The organism is Actinomycetospora sp. C-140, assembly GCF_054796175.1.
In genome coordinates this window covers 288,285-306,826 of sequence record NZ_JBTWNF010000004.1, presented here as the reverse complement: position 1 = coordinate 306,826, position 18,542 = coordinate 288,285, and the positions used below count along the sequence as shown (strand labels likewise).

Sequence of the window (18,542 nt, the reverse complement as noted above, 5' to 3'; positions counted from 1 at the left end):
GGACCTCACCCACCGGCCGCTCCTCGACGCGCCGCAGTCCAGAGTCGTCCTCACCTGGCCGGACGCCGCCACACCCGAGCTGGTGGAGGAGCTCGTCGGCATCGTCCGCGGACCCACGGCGCCACGAGCCGGCCGACCGATGTCCGGTCAGACCGTGGCGCGGCGGGCGTCGAGGCGATGCACGCACAGGTGCTCGTGGAGCGGTCGTGGGTCCAGGGCACGGGAGATGCACGCCAGGTACCCGTCGGGCCGGACGAGCGCGAAGCCGTGGGCGCCGAGGCCGTAGCGCCGGGCGACCTCGCCGACGGGATCGACCAGGGCGCCGGTCGGGATGTTCACCGATGGCGCCACGACGGGGACGACCGTTCCCAGCGCCCCGAGGACGTCGCGGAGACGCTCGAGGTCGCCCGGCCCGGCGCCGACGGCCAGCAGGAGGTGGCCGGGTCGACGCAGCAGGACGTCGAGGGGGGCCGGCTCGCCGGTGGCGGTCCGCAGGCCGGGCACGTCCGGGGCGTGGTCGCCGACGACCGCGTGCGACCTCGTGCGGTCGGTCTCGGCGCGGTAGGTGACGGTCGTCTCGGTCATGCGGGCCATCAGTCGGTCGCCCCCGGCGCGCAGGTGGCCGAGCAGGTGCAGTCCGAGGTCGCGCAGGAGAGCGCTGGGTCCGTCCGCGGCGAGGAGGCTGTTCAGCCTGCTGGTGCCGGCGACCACCGCGGCGCCGACGGGGTGGCGTTCGCCGTCGTAGGTGTCGAGCAGGCTCTCGTCCGCCCGGCCGGTGCTGACCAGGGCGAGCTTCCAGGCGAGGTCGACCGCGTCCTGGATCCCGGTGTTCATCCCCTGACCCGCGGCCGGCGGGTGGATGTGGGCGGCGTCGCCGGCCAGGAGCACCCGCCCGTGGCGGTAGCGCGGCACCTGCGCATGACGGCTCTCGAAGTAGGTGAGCCAGTGGGCGGTGCCCAGCCGCCAGTGCCCACCCATCTGCTCGTCGACCAGGCGCTGGACCTGCTCCACCGTCGGCGAGGCCCCGGGGTCGGGCGTCCCGACCCGCACGGCGATCTTGGCGCGTCCCCCGGCGAGCGGGAACACACCTCCGCCACCGCGGGGATCGACGAACAGGCGCAACGCCGTCGGCGGGAGCGCGGTGTCGACGTCGACGTCGGCGAGCACGGAGTGCTCTCCCGCGAACTCGCCCTCGAGGTGCGTGCCCACGGCCCGGCGGACGGCGCTGTGCGCGCCGTCCGCGCCGACGACCCAGCCGTAGCGGCGCTGCTCGGTCCCGCCCGCGCCGGTGAGGGTGACCGTGACGCCGCCGCTGTCCTGGACCAGGTCGTCGACCCGCTGCCCGTACTCGATGCCGACGCCGTGCCGGGCGACCACCTCGCGCAGCGCCGACTCGGTGTCGACCTGCGGGACGTCGAGGATGCGCCGGTACCGGGAGTCCACGTGGTCCGTCGTCATCCGCACGGCGGGCTCCGCCTCTCCGTGCACGTGGAACTCCACCGCGGTGATCTCCTGGGCCTGCGCCTCGATCCGGTCGAGCACGCCCATCGCCGCGAGGTGCTCCTGCGTGCGCGGGTGCACCGTGATCGCGCGGAACTCCCCCGACGGGCCCCCGAGGGCGTCGACGAGCCGGACCCGTGCGCCCTGCCGGACGAGCTCGGCAGCGGCGGTCAGGCCCACCGGGCCGGCTCCGGCGACGAGGACGGTGTCCGGCTCCTCCGAGACGAGTTCCATGGCGCTCTCCGGCTCTGCGTGGGGCGGCCCGTGTCCGGCCGCGGCCCGGGAACGGTCGCGCGGGGACGTCCATCGCCGGTCCAAGCCCGCTCCAACGCCGGTGCGGCACGATGGGGTGATGGGGGCGGACGGCGGATCGGTGCGTTTCCTCGACCTCGGCGAGCTGATGGTCGAGGTCGACGGGCTGGTACGCACCCCGGGTGGTCGACGGCCGGGCGCCGCCCTCGCCGTGCTCCTGATCCACGCCAACCGCCCGGTGTCCGTCGACGCGCTGAGCGACGCGATCTGGGACGACGGCCGACCGCGCGCCGTCTCGACGCTCGAGTCCCATCTGTGGCGCCTGCGTCAGGTGCTCGAACCGGGCCGCAAGCCCGGCGAGCCGTGGTCGCTCCTGGTCACCGAGCCCGGCGGCTACCGACTGTGCGTCGCGGCGGCGCAGGTGGACTCGTCGCGATTCACGGCGCTCGTCGAGGAGGCCGGGACCCTGCTCGGCCGCGGAGAGGCCGGCCGGGCGCTGCGGAGCTGCGAGTCGGCACGGGAGTTGTGGCGGGGTCGCCCGCTCGCGCCGGTGGCCGACCAGCCCTGGGCGACCCCCACGGTGGCGCGGCTGGAGGAGCTGCGCGCCCAGCTCGCGGAGCGGCACGTCGATGCGCTGCTCGCCCTGGGACGTCCCGAGCAGGCGCTGCTCGAGCTCGAGTCGGCGCTCGGCGAGCATCCCCTGCGCGAACGCCTGTGGGCGCGGCGCATGCTCGCGGCGTACCGCGCCGGCCGTGTCGACGACGCCCTCGCCACCTTCCACCGGGCCCGCTCGCTGCTCGTCGCCGAGCTCGGCACCGAGCCCACCGACGAGCTCCGCGACCTGCACCGCCGCGTGCTGGCGGACGACCCGTCCCTGCGAGCGACCCCGACGGCACCCTCGGACCCCCGCGCCGCGGAGCCCCATCTGCCCCGGTGGTCGAGCCGGCTGGTCGGGCGGGACCGGGAGCTCGAGAGGTTGACGTCGCTCGTCGGCCGATCACCGCTGGTGACGGTCCACGGACCGGCCGGGGTCGGCAAGACGCGGCTGGCGGTCGAGGCCGCCCACCAGGTCGCCGACGCCTACACCGACGGCGTCTGGTTCGTCGACCTCACCGCCGCCCGCGACGGCGACCAGGTCCTCGACGCGATCAGCACGGGACTCTCGCTCGCCGCGCCGGCGGCCGGCTCGCCGCGCGACGCCGTGCTGGGCTTCCTGCGCGACCGGCACGGGCTGCTGCTGCTCGACGACTGCGAGCACGTGCTGGCCGACGTGGCCTCCCTCGTCGGGCCGCTGTGCCGGGCTGCCCCGCACCTCGGGCTGATCGTCACCAGCCGCGAACGGCTCGACCTCGCCGACGAGACCCTCGTGGAGCTCCGGCCCCTGGTCGTCACCGACGACGACCAGGCCGAGAGCCCAGCACTCGACCTGCTCCTGGACCGCTGGGAGGCGGCGACCGGGCCCACCGACCCCGACGACCTCGCGGACGCCCGCCGGGTCTGCCGCGCCGTGGAGGGCGTACCCCTCGCCCTCGAGCTCGCCGCCGCACGCGCCGGGAGCTTCACCCTCGCCGAGATCGCCGACCAGACCGAACAGGACCCGGGCACCCTCTCCGCGCTCGGTCGCCACCGGCATGGCGTCCGACCGAGCGTCTATGCCGCGGTGGAGCGCAGCCACCGGCTGCTCGACGACGACGCGCGGCTCCTGCACCGCCGCCTCGCGGTGCTGCCGGGACCGTTCACCGCCGCCGCGGCGGCCGCGGTCGCCGGGACGACGCCCGTCGTCGCGGCCGACCTGCTGGCCGACCTGACCCACCGCTCGATGCTCGTCGCCCGCGGACCGGCCCGAACGGGCCGCCCCTCGAGGTTCTCGCAGCTGACCATCGTGCGGGCCCACGCCGCCCGTGCCCTGCACGACGCGGGCGAGACCGCGGCCGCCCGGGACCGGCGCGACGCCTGGATCGAGCACCTCGTCGCCGAGAGCCCACGCCTGGGGACACCCGAGGACCTCGCGCGCTCGCGGGCACTCGCCGACGACGCGGCGGCGTTGCGCAGCACGCTGCAGCACACCCTGATCGAGGAGCCGTCGCCACGCGGCCCCCAGATCATGGCGGACCTCGGGGCGCTCTTCTGGTTCCAGCACGACGCGACGCTCGAGGGCACGCGGTGGATCGAGATCGCCCACGCCCGGTGCGCCGCCGGCCTCGGCGACGTCCCTGCCGTCGCCGCGCTCCGGGTGGCGATCAGCGCCGCGACGGCGCAGGCGTTCGCGCGACGTCTCGACCTCGCCGCGCCGATCTGCGATCAGGCGTTGGAGGACCTCGCGGGCACCCGGCTCGACGCCGAGCAGGAACTGCTGACCGGTGACGCCCTCGTCGTCCTGTCCACCTCCCTCGGGTTCTCCGGGGCACCGGAGCAGGCGGCGACCGCCCTCGCCGCCGCCGCCGACATCGTGCGGCGCACGGCGGATCCGACGCTCACGCTGGTCCACCGGGTCCGCGCCCGCATGGCCGACCTCGGCCGTGGCGACCCGGGCGACGTCCTCGCCGCCCTCGGGGTCTCCTACCGCGAGGCATCGACGGTCGACAACTGGTTCGGCGCCTGGATCGCGAGCGCGATCGCGCAGATGGCCGCCCTCGCCACCGGGGACGCGACGACGGCGCTGGAGTGGTCGGACGCCTGCCTGGCCGTCGTCGACCGCACCGGCCGGCAGCAGGCCCCGCTGCAGCTCGAGCTCCGGGCCAACACCCTCGCCCTGCTGGGCCACCACGACGAGGCGCTGCGCGTCTACGGGGCCGCGCGGGCACAGATCGACCGCGCCGGGCTGCCCTGGCCCACCGCGGCCGGCACCGACGCCCTGCTCGAGCGCGCCCGCGCCGCGGTCCCCGCCGACACCGCGGAGCGGATCGCCCGCGGCGCCGCCCGGCTGACCGTCACGGACTTCCGGGCGCCCGTGGTCGCCGACGGGCGGCCCGCCGACCGGTGAGGGTCGGTTGGCTCGGTCTTGGAGCCGGACCTGGCGCGCCGTTGGAGGCACCCACGCCATCGTCGTCCCCGTCGCGGACCCCACTCGGAGGGGCCGCTCCCGAGGGAAGGACGTCCGATGCCCGTCTACCAGATCGTGACCAGCGGGATCGACCTCACGCAGGAGCAGCGGGACGCGCTCGCCACCCGGTGCACCCGCACCCACCACGATGTCACCGGCGCGCCCGATCCCTTCGTCCGGATCGTGTTCCAGCCGATGCCGCTGGGCCTGATCTACACGGCCGGCCGTGTCGAGCCGTCGCTGATCCTGAGCGCCGCATGCCGCGGAGGCCGCTCCGAGCAGACCCGCCACGAGCTGATGGACAAGCTCTACGAGGTCATCCAGGACGTCGTCGACCTCCCGCCGGACCAGGTCGTCGTGGTCGTCTCCGACACCCCCAGCAGCTGGATCATCGAGGCCGGGATGGTGCTGCCCGAGCCCGTCCACGACGCCGAGGTGGCGTGGATGAGGAAGCTCAACGAGATGTCCCCCGGCAAGTACGACCAGTACGTCTGACCGGGGAGGAGCCGTGCCCCACACCGGCATCCTGGCCGCCAACCCGGACGGGGCCGCCCAGTGCTTCCTGCGTTACTGCCGCGCCGGCGCCGCGCAGCTGGGCGGCCACACCTATCCCGACGTCAGCCTCGACTACATCGGGTTCGGTCACCACCTGGCCGCCTGGCGGGCCGGGGATCCCGACACGGTCCGCGCGTACCTCGCGCGGAGCGTGGCGCGGCTCGCCGCGGCCGGCGCGGACTTCTTCGTCTGCCCGGACAACACCGTGCACCTCGTCCTCGACGAGATGGGGCCGGACCTGGCCCTCCCCGGAGTGCACATCGCCCGGGCCGTCGCCGAGACGGCCCGGGCGGCGGGTCACCGACGCGTCGCCGTCCTCGGGACCGCGTTCGTCACCGGGAGCGCCCTCTACGCGACGTGGCTCGGCGCCGACGGGATCGAGGTCGAGACCCCGGCGCCCGGGGACGCGGAGCGGCTCGACAGGATCATCCTCGGGGAGCTGGTGAACGGCGCCGCCAGTGACGCGTCGCGATCCTGGTGCGTCGAGGTCGTCCAGGGTCTCGCCGAGCGAGGCTGTGACGCCGTCGCGCTCGCGTCCACCGAGCTGCCGCTCCTCCTCGCACCGGAGGACAGTCCTCTACCCGTCGTCGACTCCACCGCCGTGCTGGCCGACCGGGCGCTCGACGTGGCCCTGGCCCGCACACCGCTGCCGACGTGGCGTGGGGGTCGGCACTCCGGCCTGCCGGCGGCCCCCCGGTAGACCCGGAACGCGTCGAGGGCGCCGGTCAGACCCGGGTCGACGCCAGCCGCGCGCCCTCGACGAGGGACTCGAGCTTCGCCCACTGGATGCTCGGGTGGACCCGGCGGACGAGCGGTCCCTGCGCGAACCCGCAGTCGCTGCTGGCGATGACGCGCTCCGGGCCGACGAGCCCGGCGAGCCGGACGATCCGCTCGGCCACGAGCTCCGGGTGCTCGACGACGTTGGTCGCGTGGCTGACCAGGCCCGGCATGAGGACCTTGCCCGCGGGGAGCTCGACGTCGGCCCAGACGCGCCACTCGTGCTCGTGGCGCGGGTTGGCCTGCTCGAGGGAGTAGGTGCCCACCGGCACCCGCAGGACGAGGTCGACGATGTCGCGCAGCGCGACGTCGCCGACGTGCGGGGCGTTCCAGCTCCCCCAGCAGACGTGGTAGCGGGCGCGCTCCGGCGGGATCCCGTCCAGGGCACGGATCAGCGCCTCGGTGCGGACCTCCGCCCACGCCCGGTAGGCGGCGAGGTCGCCGCCCATCGTGTCGTAGGTGATCGCGAAGTGGGCGTCGTCGACCTGCACCGTCAGCCCGGCGTCGACCACGGCCCGGTACTCCTCGTTGAGCGCGTCCGCCACGGCGAACAACAGCGCCTCGTCGGAGTCGTAGAAGTCCAGGACCGGGCGCGGGACCGCGCTCGCCGGCGCGACCACCGGCAGGAACGCGCCGGCGGCACCGGTCTTCGCCGCCGCGCGGGTCAGGTTCGCGATGTCGCGCGCGACGGCCTCCTGGCCGGTGTAGTGCACCGGCGACGTCGCCGTCCACTCCCCTCCCCCGCCCACGAACCCCTGGGACGCCTCGTACTCGGCGTAGAAGTCGCCGAAGAGGCGCTTGTCGGTGCCCGGCGGCACGTTGGAGCGCGCCATGACCGTCCCGGCGGACTCCGCGACGGTGAAGCCCCCGAGGCGCTCACGGATGTAGCGCGACCAGCTGTCGGACTTGCCGTACTCGCCGTCGCTGACGACGTCGATGCCGATCTCCACCTGCCGGCGGACGACCTCCTCGACCGACCGCGCCAGCACCTCGACGTGGTGGGCCGGGTCGATCACCTCGCCGTGCTCGCGGGCCCGCAGGATCTCGGCGAGCTCGGGCGGGCGGACCAGGCTCCCGACGTGCGTGGTGCGGATGGCGGTCATCGGCGCCTCCTGCCGTCTCGGCGGGGAGCCTGGCGAGCGCGTCGATCAACGGTCAAGGTCGGCGTTCCCGACCACGGAACCAGCGGTGGGACCCGCCGCGAGGCACGTGGCCCATCAGCCGTTCGCCGCGTCCACGGCCTCGATCACGCTGAGGTCGTCGCGGACCGCCCAGTGGTCAGTGAGGTGCTCGCCGTCGGTCGCGAAGACGTGCAGCTGCTTCCAGGCGACCTGCGCGCCGCTCGGCGTGCGGTCCCCCAACCACGGCATCCCGGGACCCACGTGACGGCCGTGCAGGGTCACCCACACCGCGATGCGCCCGTCGTCGAGCCGGCCCCAGCCGTGCAGCTCCGCCCGGCGCTCGTCGAAGGCGGCCTCGATCCAGCCCCAGACCATGTCCCAGGTCTCCGGCCCACGTCGCCCGCTGACGTGGTCGTGCAGATCGGGACGCATCATCGCCTGGAACGCGGGCTCGCCGTGCGCGATCCACCGGGCGTAGGCCTGCGCCACCTGCTCCGCGTCGAGCACGGACCCACCTTGGCACGGGGTCGCCTCCGAGGTCACCCGTCACCTGCCAGGCGCCACGGGCGGCTCCTTGTGCGGGCCCGTGCCGTGCTCCAGGCTGAGGGTTCCTTCGGCGCCCGGCCCGACGCCGGTCGGGGCGTCGGGCGGGGCCGGCTCTCGGTGAGGTGCGGCCATGGAGTTGTTACACGATCGGCCCTCCCACCCGCGGGAATCGGCACGGGAGCGCTTCCGGGCCGTCCAGGGCCAGTGGCTGGCGGTCCGCGCCTACATGGCCGACACCGCCGGGATGGTGGCCGAGACCTTCGAGGGCATCGACGCCGGTCGTCGGGCGATGGCAGCGCTGCCGGGCCAGGACCGGGCCCATCATCTCGACGTCGCGGTGAGGGCCGGTCGCTTCGCCCGGTACGAGCGCGACGTGCAGGAGCGGCTGCGAGCGGAGGCGTCGCCACCGTCCGAGCACCCCACCGCGGTGGGCGTCGGAGACGGGACACGGCGGGACGCGCGGGCCGCCGGGCGCTGAGGGCCCGGGGACGCCGTGAGCGAGAGGTCGGAGCCTCCCGAGGCCGCGGTCAACGGGAGCGCTGGGCGTGGGCCGGTGCGCCCGGTGCCGCCGGATCAGGCGCGGCAGGACGCCCGAGAGGTCGCCGCCGATCGGCGGGACGCCCGCGCGGACGAGCGCGACGCCGCCGCCGACGAGCGGGACGCGCGGGCCGACGCCCGCGACGCCGCCGCCGACGAGCGCGAGTCCGAGGCCGACGACAGAGAGGCCGAGGCCGACCTCCGCGAGAAGCAGGCCGACGAGCGCGAGCATCTCGCCGACATCCGCGAGGTCGCCATCGACGATCTCGCGCGGGCGGCGGGCGTGTCGACGGCGAGTGTCTTCGATCGCGCCGAGGACACCCTGAACCACGCCCGCGACGCGGTCGCCCGGTCGGTCGCTCGTCTCAGCCGCTCGCGCGCCACGCTCGCACGCCTGCGGGCCCGACGCGACCAGGGTGAGATCGACCGTGAGACCGGCGCATCGGACCGGGCGGCCGGAGCGGCGACGGACGCCCGGTCCGTGGCGGCCGAGCTCGCCGCGACCGCCGATCACGTCGCTCGGGCACTCGATCGCGTCGCCGACACCCGGCCGTCCCGCTCGGACGGCACCGGGCGGCCCGACAGTCCCCACGTCACGCAGCGGATCCGCGACCTTGCCGAGGACGAGCGGCGCAAGGCACGGATGCTGCGGGAGAAGTGGGACCTCCACCAGGAGTGAGGCGCGGCATCGGGCCGCGTAGCGGCGGGTGTCCTCACCCACGAGAGAGGATGCCGAGGTGGCAGGGTCGACGTACCAGGACCGGGCGCCGATGCCGGCGCTCGCCGCGATCGCGTCGTCGGTGTGGATCCAGCGGGTCGGTGCCGAGCCGGTCGCGCAGCGCCACGTGCCCCACGGCGGGGCCGAGGTGCGCTGTGTCCTCGGCGAGGAGCCGCGACTGCTCGGCACGCTGACCGCGGCGACCCACCGGGACATCCCGGCGGGCCGGACGGTCGTCGGCGTCCGCCTGCGTGCCGGTGTGCTCGGTGGTCTCGCCGGCATACCGGCCGACGAGCTGGTGGACGAGGACCTGGCCGGCTCGGCGCTGTGGCGGGACCCCGCCCGCCTGACCGACCTGCTCGGCGATGCGCCGTCACCTCAGGCCGCACTCGACCGCTTGCAGGCGTTCGTCGCGCGCTCCGTCGACGCGCGGGACCCGCTCGTGGACGAGGCCGTCCGGCACCTGATGCCGTGGCGCGGCGGGACGGCCGCCCTCCCGGACCTGCTGCCGGTGTCCGAGCGCCAGCTGCGGCGACGCTGCCGTGCCGCGGCCGGGGTCGGGCCGAAGGAGCTGCAGCGCATCCTGCGCTTCCACGGCTTCACCGCCCGCGTGCAGGCGGCGGTCGACCGGGGCGCGCCCGCCGACCTCGCGGGCTGGGCGGTCGACACCGGCTACCACGACCAGGCGCACCTGACGCGGGAGTGCCGGCGGCTCACGGGCGTGACGCCCGCGGAGTTCCTCGCGCAGTACCGCGCGGCCTGCGGGGGCGCCGACGACCACGACCACACCGCCGCCTACATGCCCATGCTGCGGACGCGTGGCCGTTCCGTACAAGAGGGGACGGCTGCCCCGGCCTAACGTCCGCGAGCATGATCCTCGTGACCGGCGGCCTGGGCTCGATCGGGTCGCACACCGCACGGGCGCTGCTCGACCTCGGCGAGCCGGTCGTGCTCACCGCGCACCGCTCGACCCGGTTGCCGTCCTTCCTCGCCGACGAGCCGGCCGACCGTCTGGTCGTCGAGCCGCTGGACACCACCGACGGCGCGGCCTTCCTCGACCTCGGGACTCGGCACCCGATCACCGGCATCGTCCACCTCGCCGCGGCGCCGCACGACGCGCCCGACCCCGTCGCCTACCTCCGCGCCGAGTGCACCGCGCTGCTCAACGCGCTCGAGGCCGCGACCACGTGGGGCGTGCGGCGGTTCGCGGTCGCCAGCACGATCGCGGCGTACCTGGGCGTCGACGACCCGCCGTGGCGCGAGGACGCCCCGCTCCCGGCGGTGGCCCCGCACCAGATCCCGGTGTTCAAGAAGGCCGCCGAGCTGTTCAGCAGCCTGGCCGGTGCCCACGCGGGGTTCGACGTGGTGAACCTGCGCATCGGCACCGTCTGGGGCCCGCTGGGGCTGCCCGACTCGCCGTTCTTCGCGCTCCCGCGGCTGCTCAGCGCCGCCGTGCGCGACGCGGACCCCGACCTCACGCCACCCCGCCCGCCGGCGCACGCCGAGGACGCCACCGACCTCTGCTACGTCAAGGACTGCGGCCGGGCCATCGCGCTGCTGATGCTCGCCGACCGCCTCGAGCACACCGTCTACAACGTCTCGAGCGGACGGCTCGTGCCCTACGCCGAGGTGGTCGCGGCGATCAACGAGGCCGTTCCGGGCGCGGACCTGACCCTGCCACCCGGGCACAGCACGGGCCGCCCGCCCGAGGGCCACCTCGACATCACCCGCCTGCAGCGCGACACCGGCTTCGTCCCCGATTACGACGTCGATCGCGCCGTCCCCGACTACGTCGCCTGGCTGCGGCACCACGAGGCATGAGGAGCGTTCGATGGCACGTGTCGTGATGCAGGCCGTGGTCTCGGTCGACGGGTTCATCGCCCGCCCCGACGACTCGGTCGGCCCCCTGTTCGACTGGTACTTCAACGGCGACGAGCAGCTGATCGCCCGGCCGAGCGGCTGGACGTTCCGCGTCTCGCCCGCCTCGCACGACCACGTCCAGCCGTTCTGGGACGCGGTCGCCGTCACCCTGATCGGCCGCCACCTCTTCGACACCACCGACGGGTGGGACGGCAAGACCGCGGCGGGCGACCAGCTCGTCGTCGTCACCCACCGGCCGCTGCCCGAGGACTGGCTCGCCGCGCACCCGGACGCCCCGTTCCACGTCGCCGACTCCGTCGAGTCCGGGATCGCGCGGGCGAAGGAGCTCGCCGGCGACGGGCTCGTCGTCGTCTCCGCCGGCGACCTCGGCGGCCAGGCGTTCGCGGCCGGGCTGGTCGACGAGGTCGCCATGGACGTCGTCCCGGTGGTCCTCGGCGAGGGGGTCCGCTTCTTCGGCGCGCACGCCGGCACGGTGCTGCTCGACGACGCCGACACGATCGTCCAAGGCGACCGCGTCCTGCACCTGCACTACACCGTCAGGAGGTGATCCCGGCGAGCGGTCGCCTACCGGGTGTCCCCGCCGCCCGAGCGCTCGGCGCGCAGCCGGGCCTCCTCGCGCTGCACCTCGGCGCGGAGGTCCCGCTCGCGGCGCAGCCACTCCGGCTGCTCCTCCTTCAACGCCGCGATCTGCGCGGTGGTCAGCGGCTCGGTGATCTCGGCCCGCGCCAGACCGGAGATCGACACCCCGAGCCGGTCCGCGACGACGGGACGCGGGTGCGGTCCGTCGCGCCGCAGCTCGCGCAGCCACGCCGGCGGGTCGGCCTGCAGGGCGTCGAGCTCGTCGCGGGAGATCACGCCGTCGCGGAACTCGGCCGGCGTGGCGTCGAGGTGCACGCCCAGCTTCTTCGCCGCCGTCGCGGGCTTCATCGTCTGTGTCGCCCTCTGCCGCGCCATCGGTCCAGGTTATCGGGGTCCGGCCGGCCGATAGCCTGACCCCGTGACCGAGCCGGGCGAGACCGCGTCCTTCCGGCTCGGCTACGTCCCCGGCGCCACGCCGGGCAAGTGGGCACGGATCTGGGCCGAGCGCCGCCCCGACGTCCCCCTCGAGCTCGTCGGCGCGGACACGGACGAGGTGGTCGAACGGATCCGGGCCGGCGCGGTGAACGCCGGCGTGGTCCGGCTGCCGATCGACCGCACCGGGTTGCACGCGATCCCGCTCTACACCGAGACCACCGTGGCCGTCGCGCCGAAGGACCACGTGCTCACCGCGGTCGACGAGGCGGCGCTCGACGATCTGGACGACGAGATCGTCCTGCGACCGCGGGACGACACCCTCCCCTGGCCCGGGGACAGGCCGGGCCGACCAGCGGCGTCCGACCCGGCGACGACGGCCCAGGCGATCGAGCTCGTCGCCGCGGGCGTCGGCCTGCTGCTCCTGCCCCAGTCGCTGGCGCGCCTGCACCACCGGCGGGACCTCACCCACCGGCCGGTCCTCGACGCGCCGCAGTCCAGCGTCGTCCTCACCTGGCCGGACGCCGACACACCGGAGCTGATGGAGGAGTTCATCGGCATCGTCCGCGGACGCACGGCCAACAGCTCCCGCACGCCCCGTCGAGGCGGCCCGCCACCGGACTCCTCCGGCCCCGCGACGAAGGGACCTGCCCGACGACGGGCGTCCCGTCGTCGGTGACCGCGGCCCGCGGCGCCCTCAGTCCTGTGGGGCGAGCCGCTCGAGGCGCAGCGGCAGGTGGTCGGCCGGCGTCGGACCCGTCGTCAGCCCGACGGGCATGACGTAGCCCTCGGGCACCGACCAGCGGAAGCGCCGCAGCATCGCGTGCATGATCGCCTTGACCTCCATGCCGCCGAAGTGCAGGCCGATGCACTTGTGGACGCCACCGCCGAAGGGCATCCACGCGAAGCGGTGCGACTTGTCCTCGGCACGCTCGGGGGCGAAGCGGTCGGGGTCGAACTCGTCGGGCCGGTCCCACCACGGCTCCATGCGCTGCGAGGCGTGGATGCCGAGCGACATCAGCGTGCCGGCGGGGATGTGGAAGCCCTGCAGGTCGGCGTCGCGCACCGTGATGCGGGCGAGCTGACCGACCGGCGCGTACATCCGCAGGGTCTCGCGCATCGCGAGGTCCAGCGAGACCAGGGAGTCGAGCTCGGCACCCGTCAGGTCGTCGCCGCCGAGGGCCAGCGACTCCGCGCGCAGCTTCTCCTGCCACTCCGGGTTCTTCGCCAGCAGGTAGCACATCATCGACAGCGTGATCGTCGACGTGTCGTGCGCGGCCATCAGCAGGAAGATCATGTGGTTGACGACGTCGTCGTCGGAGAACGTCTCGCCCTCGTCGCTGCGCGCGCGGCAGAGCACGCTGAACATGTCGCGCCCGTCGCCCGCGCGCTTGGCGGGGATCTGCGCGGCGAAGTAGTCCTCGAGCACCTTCCGTCCGACCAGGCCCCGCTTCCACGAGCCGCCGGGCACCGGCGCGCGCACGACCGCCACGCCGGCGTGCACGGTGTCGACGAAGGCGCGGTTGACCCGGTCCGCCCGCGGGCCGAGCTCGTCGCCGACGAACACCTCGGTGCCGATGTCGAGGGTCATCTGCTTGATGCGGTCGTAGATCCGGACGCCGTCGCCGGTGGTCCAGTCGTCGAGGCTGCGCCGGATGCGCGGGTTCATCACCTGCAGGTACTCGGCGAGCCGGTCGCGCGTGAACGCCTCCTGCAAGATGCGCCGGTGGGTGCGGTGCTCGTCGAAGTCGAGCAGCATCACGCCGCGGCGGAAGAACGGCCCGATGAAGAAGCCCCAGCCGTCGGCGTTGCCGAAGTACTTGTCCTTGTTGACCAGCACCTGGCCGAGCGCATCGGGCCCGAGCACCGCCACCATGGGCCGGCCGAACGCGCCGGTCCAGGACACCGGGCCGTACTTCTCGTAGCGCTGCCGGGCGAAGCCGAGCATGTCGGCCGCGAACTCCAGCGACCGCCCGACCAGGGGCGCGCCGAAGTCGCCCGGGACGGGCGCGAGGCCGCTGCCCGGGGGCGGCGGGGCGAGCGGGCCGGGCCGCGCCGGCACGCGGCCGACGGCGTTCGCCACGACCTGCTGGACGTGGTGCTGCAGCATCGAGGTCACGGTTCCTCCGTCGCTCGGTTCTCGGTGCGGTGCTGGTCGGCGGCGGCCACCACGAGGCGGGCGCAGCGGGTGAGGAGCGCGTCGACGTCGGCGTCCAGGCGGCCGTCGAGCCAGAACCCGACGGCGTCGACGACCCCACCGGTGAGGACGACGGTGGTGAGCTGCAGGTCCTCGCTGCGCAGATCGGGGTGCGCATCGGTGATCAGCCGCGCGAGCAGCGCCGCGAAGGCGGCGATGGTGTCCTGCCGGCGCCCGGCGAGCTGGGGGTGGCCGATGGCCTCCCGGTAGAGGCGGGCCACCCGCGCGTCCTCGCCGAGCAGCGTCGTCGTCGCGCCGATCGCCGCGCGGGCCCGGGCCTCGAGCCGCGGGTGCGGGACGTCGTCGGCGGCGCGGACCGCGAGGTCGAGCGCGGTGGCGGCGACGCTGTCGAACAGGGCCTCGAGCAGGTCCTCGCGGCGGGCGAACGACTCGTAGAAGTAGCGCTCGGTCAGGCCCGCGGCGCGGCACACCGCGGTCATCGTGAAGTCGCGGACCCCGCGCTCACCGACGACGTCGAGCGCCGCGGCGATCAGACGCGTCCGGCGCTCGGCGACTCGCTCCGCCGCGCTCGCGCCCTGGAAGGTCCGGGTGACCACGGCGGAATTCTGACAGGACGTCCTGTCAGAACGGAAGCCCTCGCTCGGACCGCGGGTCGGCGCTTGTCCGGCGCGCCCAAACAACCGTATGGTCGGCAACTGACCGTCCGCGGACCGTCCAGCCAGGAGGTGTCCGGTGGTCGACACCGAGCCCACGTTGCCGCGGCTGTTCGAGCGGACGGCCCGGGCGCACCCGGATCACGACTGCGTCGTCCTCCCCGGGGTGCGCGCGTCCTACCGCGAGGTCGACGAGGCCGCGGTCGACGTCGCCCGGTCGCTCGTCGCGCTCGGCGTCCGGCCCGGCGACGCCGTCGGCGTGCTGATGCCCAACTGCCTCGACTTCGTCCACGTCATGATCGGGATCTCGATGACCGGGGCGCTGTTCGTCCCGGTCAACGCCCGGCTGGCGCCCCGGGAGATCGCGCACGTCGTCGTCGACTCGGGGATGCGGGTCCTGGTGACGACCGACGTGGTCGACGAGCACGTCGACTACGTCGCCCGCCTGCACCAGGCCCTGCCCGAGCTCCGCGGGGGCGAGCACGGACGCACCCCGGACCTCGCCGCGGCACCCGAGCTGCGCCACGTGGTCGTGATGGGAGCGCGGTCCGCGTCCGGCCTCGTCGACCGGCGCGGCTTCCTGGCCGCGGGACGCGAGATCGATCCGGACCGGGTCCGGGAGACGGCGCGCGCGGTGAGCGCGGACTCCCCCTACATCATGATGTACACCTCGGGCACGACGGCCGAGCCCCGCGGCTGCCCGTTGAGTCACGAGTCGGTCATCCGTCTCGGTCGGGCCCTGGGTACGGAGGCGTTCGGGCTCGCCGCGGACGACCGGATGTGGAACCCACTGCCGATGTTCCACGTCAGCGCCCAGGCGCCGATGATCGCCGTCTTCGACGCCGGCGCGGCGTGGATCTCGATGACCCACTTCGAGCCCGACCTCGCCCTCGACCTCGTCGAGCGCGAACGCGCGACGCTGCTCTACCCGGCCTACCCGACCCTGACCGCGCCGCTGCTGGGCCACCCGAGCTACGGACCGGACACGTTCCGGCGGGTGCGGGCGATGCTGACGGTCGGGCCGCCCGAGCTCCTGCGCTCGTACCAGGAGCAGCTCCCGCACACCGTCCACGTCAGCTGCTACGGCTCCACCGAGACCGGGGGCGTGGCCATCATGGGCCGCCTCGACGACCCGCTCGAGGAGCGGCTCACCTCGGGGAAGCCGTTCGCCGGCGTCGAGGCCCAGGTGCGGGACGTCGTCACCGGCGAGGAGGCCCCCGCGGGCGAGACCGGCGTGCTGTACGTCCGCGGGTTCAACCTCTTCTCCGGCTACCGCAACGACCCGCAGAAGACCGCGGCGAGCTTCGACCGTGACGGCTGGTTCGCCACCGGGGACCTCGCCAGCATCGACGCCGCGGGCAACCTGACGTTCCGCGGCCGGACCAAGGACATGCTCAAGGTCGGCGGCGAGAACGTCGGCGCCCTCGAGGTCGAGTCCTACCTGACCACCCACCCCGACATCCAGCTCGCCGGCGTCGTCGGCATCCCGGACGCGCGCTACGGCGAGGTGCCGGCCGCCTTCGTGGAGCTCCGGCCCGGCGCGTCGCTGACCGACGAGGACGTCCTCGACTTCTGCCGCCGCGGCCTGGCCCGCTACAAGGTCCCGCGCCACGTCCGGTTCGTCACCGATTGGCCGATGTCGGCCACCAAGATCCAGAAGTTCCGGCTCCGCGACCGGCTCCTCGCCGAGCTCGGTCCGACCGGCGACGGCGACCCGACCCGCCGATCCGCCACCTCGCCGGCCTGAGGGCCGACGACACATCCCCGGAGAGGACGTCACCGTGGACTTCGAGCTCACCGAGCAGCAGGAGCTCTTCCGCAAGACCGTGCGCGACTGGGTGGACCGGGAGGCACCCAAGGAGTGGGCCCGCGAGCTCGAGGCCGACGAGCACGCGTTCCCGCACGCGCTCTGGGACAAGTTCTCCGCGGCGGGTTTCCACGGGATCGGGGTCCCCGAGGAGTACGGCGGTCAGGGCGGCGACGTCATGACCCAGATGATCCTGGCGCGCGGCCTGTCGCGGTCACTGGCCGGTCTGACCTGGGTGTGGGGCATCTCGTCGTTCGCGGGCGGCAAGTCGGTCGGTGTCTACGGCACCGACGAGCAGAAGCAGCGTCACCTGCCCGCCATCGCCGAGGGCCGCGAGAAGTGGGCCATCGGCTTCACCGAGCCCGGCGGCGGCACCGACGTGCTGGGCGCCCTGCGCACGCGGGCGACGAAGGTCGACGGCGGCTGGGTGGTCAACGGGCAGAAGACGTGGAGCTCGATGGCACACGTCGCGGACTACGTCCTGCTGCTGGCGCGCACCAGCGACTACACCGAGAAGCGCCACCAGGGCGTCTCCCTGCTGATCCTGCCGACCAGGAGCGAGGGCGTGACGATCCGCGAGATCCCCAAGGTCGGCATGCGCTCGCTCGGGTCCTGCGACGTCTACCTCGACGACGTGTTCGTCCCCGACGAGAACCTGCTCGGGGAGCAGGACAAGGCCTGGTACATGCTGCTGCCCACGCTCAACAACGAGCGGATCATGCTGTCGAGCTTCTGCGTCGGCATCATGGACGCGGTCCTCGAGGACGCGGTGCGCTACGCCAAGGAACGCGAGGCGTTCGGCGGCCCGATCGGGCGCTTCCAGGCCGTCCAGCACCACATCGCCAACATCGCCATGTGGCGCGACCAGGCCGAGCTCATGGTCAACCGCGCGGCGTGGCTGCAGTCGCTGGGCCGCCCCTGCCACCAGGAGGCCACCATGGCCAAGGTGGTCGCCTCGGAGCTCGGTGGCCAGGCGGCCGATCTCGGCCTGCAGGTCCTGGGCGGCATGGGCTACTCGGCCGAGACCGACATGCAGCGCTACTGGCGCGACGTGCGGCTGTTCCGCATCGGGCCGATCACCAACGAGATGGCGCGCAACGGCATCGCCGAGGGGCTCGGGCTGCCGAGGTCGTTCTCGTGAGCCCGACCGCCGGCGCGGCGATCCCCGGCGGCTCCTGGACGCTCGAGGCGCACGAGAACTGGCTGGGCCACGACGCGCTCTACTCCGAGCCCGCCGAGGAACCCCACCCGGTGATGGCGTTCGTCGCCGCGCAGCGCGGGCTCGGCGTGGGTGTCGCGGACCTGTTCCGCTCCTGGGGCACCGAGATGGGCGACGGTCCGATGCTCACCGAGTCGACCCTGGAGTTCCCCGGCGAGTTCCGGGCCGGGGTGGAGTACCGGGTGACGGGCACCGTCGAGTCGGTGGTGCGCAAGTTCGGCCGGACCATGGGCGAGTTCGACCTCCTCACCGCCCGCTTCGAGCTCGGCGACGCCGACGGCGAGCCGGTGGCCGTGGTCCGCAACGTCTACGCCCTCCCCCGCCCCGCCGGGGGACGCGCGTGACCGCCGTGGGCACGGAACTGCCCGTCTGGCGCCTGGACGAGGTCGACGCCGCGAGGATGAAGGTGCTCGCCCTGCTGCTCGCCGACCCCAACCCGCTGCACTTCGACCCGGCGGCGGTCCGGGCGGTCGGGCTCGGCGACCGCCCGGTCAACCAGGGTCCGTCCAGCATGGCGATGCTCGCCAACGCGGTGCGAGCGGCCTACCCCGCGGGCCGGCTGCTCCGGCTGCAGGTGACGCTGCGCGGCGCGGTCGCCGCCGGGGACGAGGCCGTGGTGCGCGGGGTCGTCACCGGGCACGAGCTCACCGACGCGGGCGAGACGGTGCGGTGTGACCTGACCCTGGAGTCCGGCTCACGCACGGTCCTGCACGGACGCGCCGACGTGCTGCTCCCCGAGCCCCGATGACGAGGTCGACGAGGTC

At 74.4% G+C, this 18,542-nt stretch carries 19 protein-coding genes; 13 read left to right on the top strand and 6 right to left on the bottom strand.

Annotated elements, in window-relative coordinates:
• Positions 1-147: 147 nt before the first annotated feature.
• Complete coding sequence (locus tag ACR9E3_RS09390; RefSeq protein WP_460379965.1) at positions 148-1,734, bottom strand: FAD-dependent monooxygenase; 1,587 nt, start codon at positions 1,732-1,734, stop codon at positions 148-150.
• A 118-nt stretch (positions 1,735-1,852) separates the two neighbouring features.
• Between ACR9E3_RS09390 and ACR9E3_RS09385 the strand changes: the two genes are divergently transcribed.
• The 3 genes from ACR9E3_RS09385 (at position 1,853) to ACR9E3_RS09375 (ending at position 6,050) form a co-directional block, all read left to right on the top strand.
• Positions 1,853-4,735, top strand: a complete 2,883-nt coding sequence (locus ACR9E3_RS09385) for an AfsR/SARP family transcriptional regulator (protein WP_460379964.1) — start codon at positions 1,853-1,855, stop codon at positions 4,733-4,735.
• Positions 4,736-4,852: 117 nt separating this feature from the next.
• Positions 4,853-5,290, top strand: a complete 438-nt coding sequence (locus ACR9E3_RS09380) for a tautomerase family protein (protein ID WP_460379963.1) — start codon at positions 4,853-4,855, stop codon at positions 5,288-5,290.
• A gap of 13 nt (positions 5,291-5,303) precedes the next feature.
• Complete coding sequence (locus ACR9E3_RS09375) at positions 5,304-6,050, top strand: aspartate/glutamate racemase family protein (protein WP_460379962.1); 747 nt, start codon at positions 5,304-5,306, stop codon at positions 6,048-6,050.
• Between the two features lie 25 nt (positions 6,051-6,075).
• On the opposite strand, the gene ACR9E3_RS09370 is transcribed toward ACR9E3_RS09375, so the two are convergent.
• A complete protein-coding gene (locus ACR9E3_RS09370; RefSeq protein ID WP_460379961.1) occupies positions 6,076-7,230 on the bottom strand; it encodes a methionine synthase in 1,155 nt (384 codons plus the stop codon).
• Between the two features lie 114 nt (positions 7,231-7,344).
• On the bottom strand, positions 7,345-7,755 hold the full coding sequence (locus ACR9E3_RS09365; RefSeq protein ID WP_460379960.1) for a hypothetical protein: 411 nt from the start codon (positions 7,753-7,755) through the stop codon (positions 7,345-7,347).
• Positions 7,756-7,924: 169 nt separating this feature from the next.
• Between ACR9E3_RS09365 and ACR9E3_RS09360 the strand changes: the two genes are divergently transcribed.
• The 5 genes from ACR9E3_RS09360 to ACR9E3_RS09340 all read left to right on the top strand — a co-directional run bounded on the left by ACR9E3_RS09360 (position 7,925) and on the right by ACR9E3_RS09340 (position 11,477).
• On the top strand, positions 7,925-8,272 hold the full coding sequence (locus ACR9E3_RS09360; protein WP_460379959.1) for a hypothetical protein: 348 nt from the start codon (positions 7,925-7,927) through the stop codon (positions 8,270-8,272).
• An 84-nt stretch (positions 8,273-8,356) separates the two neighbouring features.
• Positions 8,357-9,010, top strand: coding sequence for a hypothetical protein (locus ACR9E3_RS09355; protein ID WP_460379958.1), 654 nt, complete (start codon positions 8,357-8,359; stop codon positions 9,008-9,010).
• A 58-nt stretch (positions 9,011-9,068) separates the two neighbouring features.
• Complete coding sequence (locus tag ACR9E3_RS09350; protein WP_460379957.1) at positions 9,069-9,908, top strand: AraC family transcriptional regulator; 840 nt, start codon at positions 9,069-9,071, stop codon at positions 9,906-9,908.
• A gap of 11 nt (positions 9,909-9,919) precedes the next feature.
• On the top strand, positions 9,920-10,870 hold the full coding sequence (locus ACR9E3_RS09345; protein WP_460379956.1) for an NAD-dependent epimerase/dehydratase family protein: 951 nt from the start codon (positions 9,920-9,922) through the stop codon (positions 10,868-10,870).
• Between the two features lie 10 nt (positions 10,871-10,880).
• Positions 10,881-11,477, top strand: coding sequence for a dihydrofolate reductase family protein (locus tag ACR9E3_RS09340; protein WP_460379955.1), 597 nt, complete (start codon positions 10,881-10,883; stop codon positions 11,475-11,477).
• 17 nt (positions 11,478-11,494) lie between these two features.
• Here the strand turns inward: ACR9E3_RS09340 and ACR9E3_RS09335 are convergent, their stop codons facing one another.
• Positions 11,495-11,884, bottom strand: a complete 390-nt coding sequence (locus ACR9E3_RS09335) for a DUF5997 family protein (protein ID WP_460379954.1) — start codon at positions 11,882-11,884, stop codon at positions 11,495-11,497.
• Positions 11,885-11,927: 43 nt separating this feature from the next.
• Between ACR9E3_RS09335 and ACR9E3_RS09330 the strand changes: the two genes are divergently transcribed.
• Positions 11,928-12,620: a LysR substrate-binding domain-containing protein gene (locus tag ACR9E3_RS09330; RefSeq protein ID WP_460379953.1), complete on the top strand. Its 693-nt coding sequence runs from the start codon at positions 11,928-11,930 to the stop codon at positions 12,618-12,620.
• Positions 12,621-12,638: 18 nt separating this feature from the next.
• Here the strand turns inward: ACR9E3_RS09330 and ACR9E3_RS09325 are convergent, their stop codons facing one another.
• Together ACR9E3_RS09325 and ACR9E3_RS09320 are read right to left on the bottom strand one after the other, a co-directional pair.
• Entirely contained in the window at positions 12,639-14,051 is a 1,413-nt protein-coding gene (locus tag ACR9E3_RS09325; protein WP_460380070.1) for a cytochrome P450, read from the bottom strand.
• A gap of 5 nt (positions 14,052-14,056) precedes the next feature.
• A complete protein-coding gene (locus ACR9E3_RS09320) occupies positions 14,057-14,695 on the bottom strand; it encodes a TetR/AcrR family transcriptional regulator (RefSeq protein WP_460379952.1) in 639 nt (212 codons plus the stop codon).
• A gap of 136 nt (positions 14,696-14,831) precedes the next feature.
• Here ACR9E3_RS09320 and ACR9E3_RS09315 point away from each other — a divergent pair, with 136 nt between their 5' ends.
• From ACR9E3_RS09315 to ACR9E3_RS09300, 4 genes are read left to right on the top strand one after another with little or no spacing between them, the layout of a single operon-like run.
• On the top strand, positions 14,832-16,499 hold the full coding sequence (locus tag ACR9E3_RS09315) for an AMP-binding protein (RefSeq protein WP_460379951.1): 1,668 nt from the start codon (positions 14,832-14,834) through the stop codon (positions 16,497-16,499).
• A 34-nt stretch (positions 16,500-16,533) separates the two neighbouring features.
• Entirely contained in the window at positions 16,534-17,700 is a 1,167-nt protein-coding gene (locus tag ACR9E3_RS09310) for an acyl-CoA dehydrogenase family protein (RefSeq protein ID WP_460379950.1), read from the top strand.
• Positions 17,697-18,122, top strand: a complete 426-nt coding sequence (locus ACR9E3_RS09305; RefSeq protein WP_460379949.1) for a hypothetical protein — start codon at positions 17,697-17,699, stop codon at positions 18,120-18,122. The genes ACR9E3_RS09310 and ACR9E3_RS09305 overlap by 4 nt, the downstream gene beginning before the upstream one ends.
• Complete coding sequence (locus ACR9E3_RS09300) at positions 18,119-18,526, top strand: MaoC family dehydratase (protein ID WP_460379948.1); 408 nt, start codon at positions 18,119-18,121, stop codon at positions 18,524-18,526. Before ACR9E3_RS09305 ends, ACR9E3_RS09300 begins: the two co-directional genes overlap by 4 nt.
• Positions 18,527-18,542: the final 16 nt, after the last annotated feature.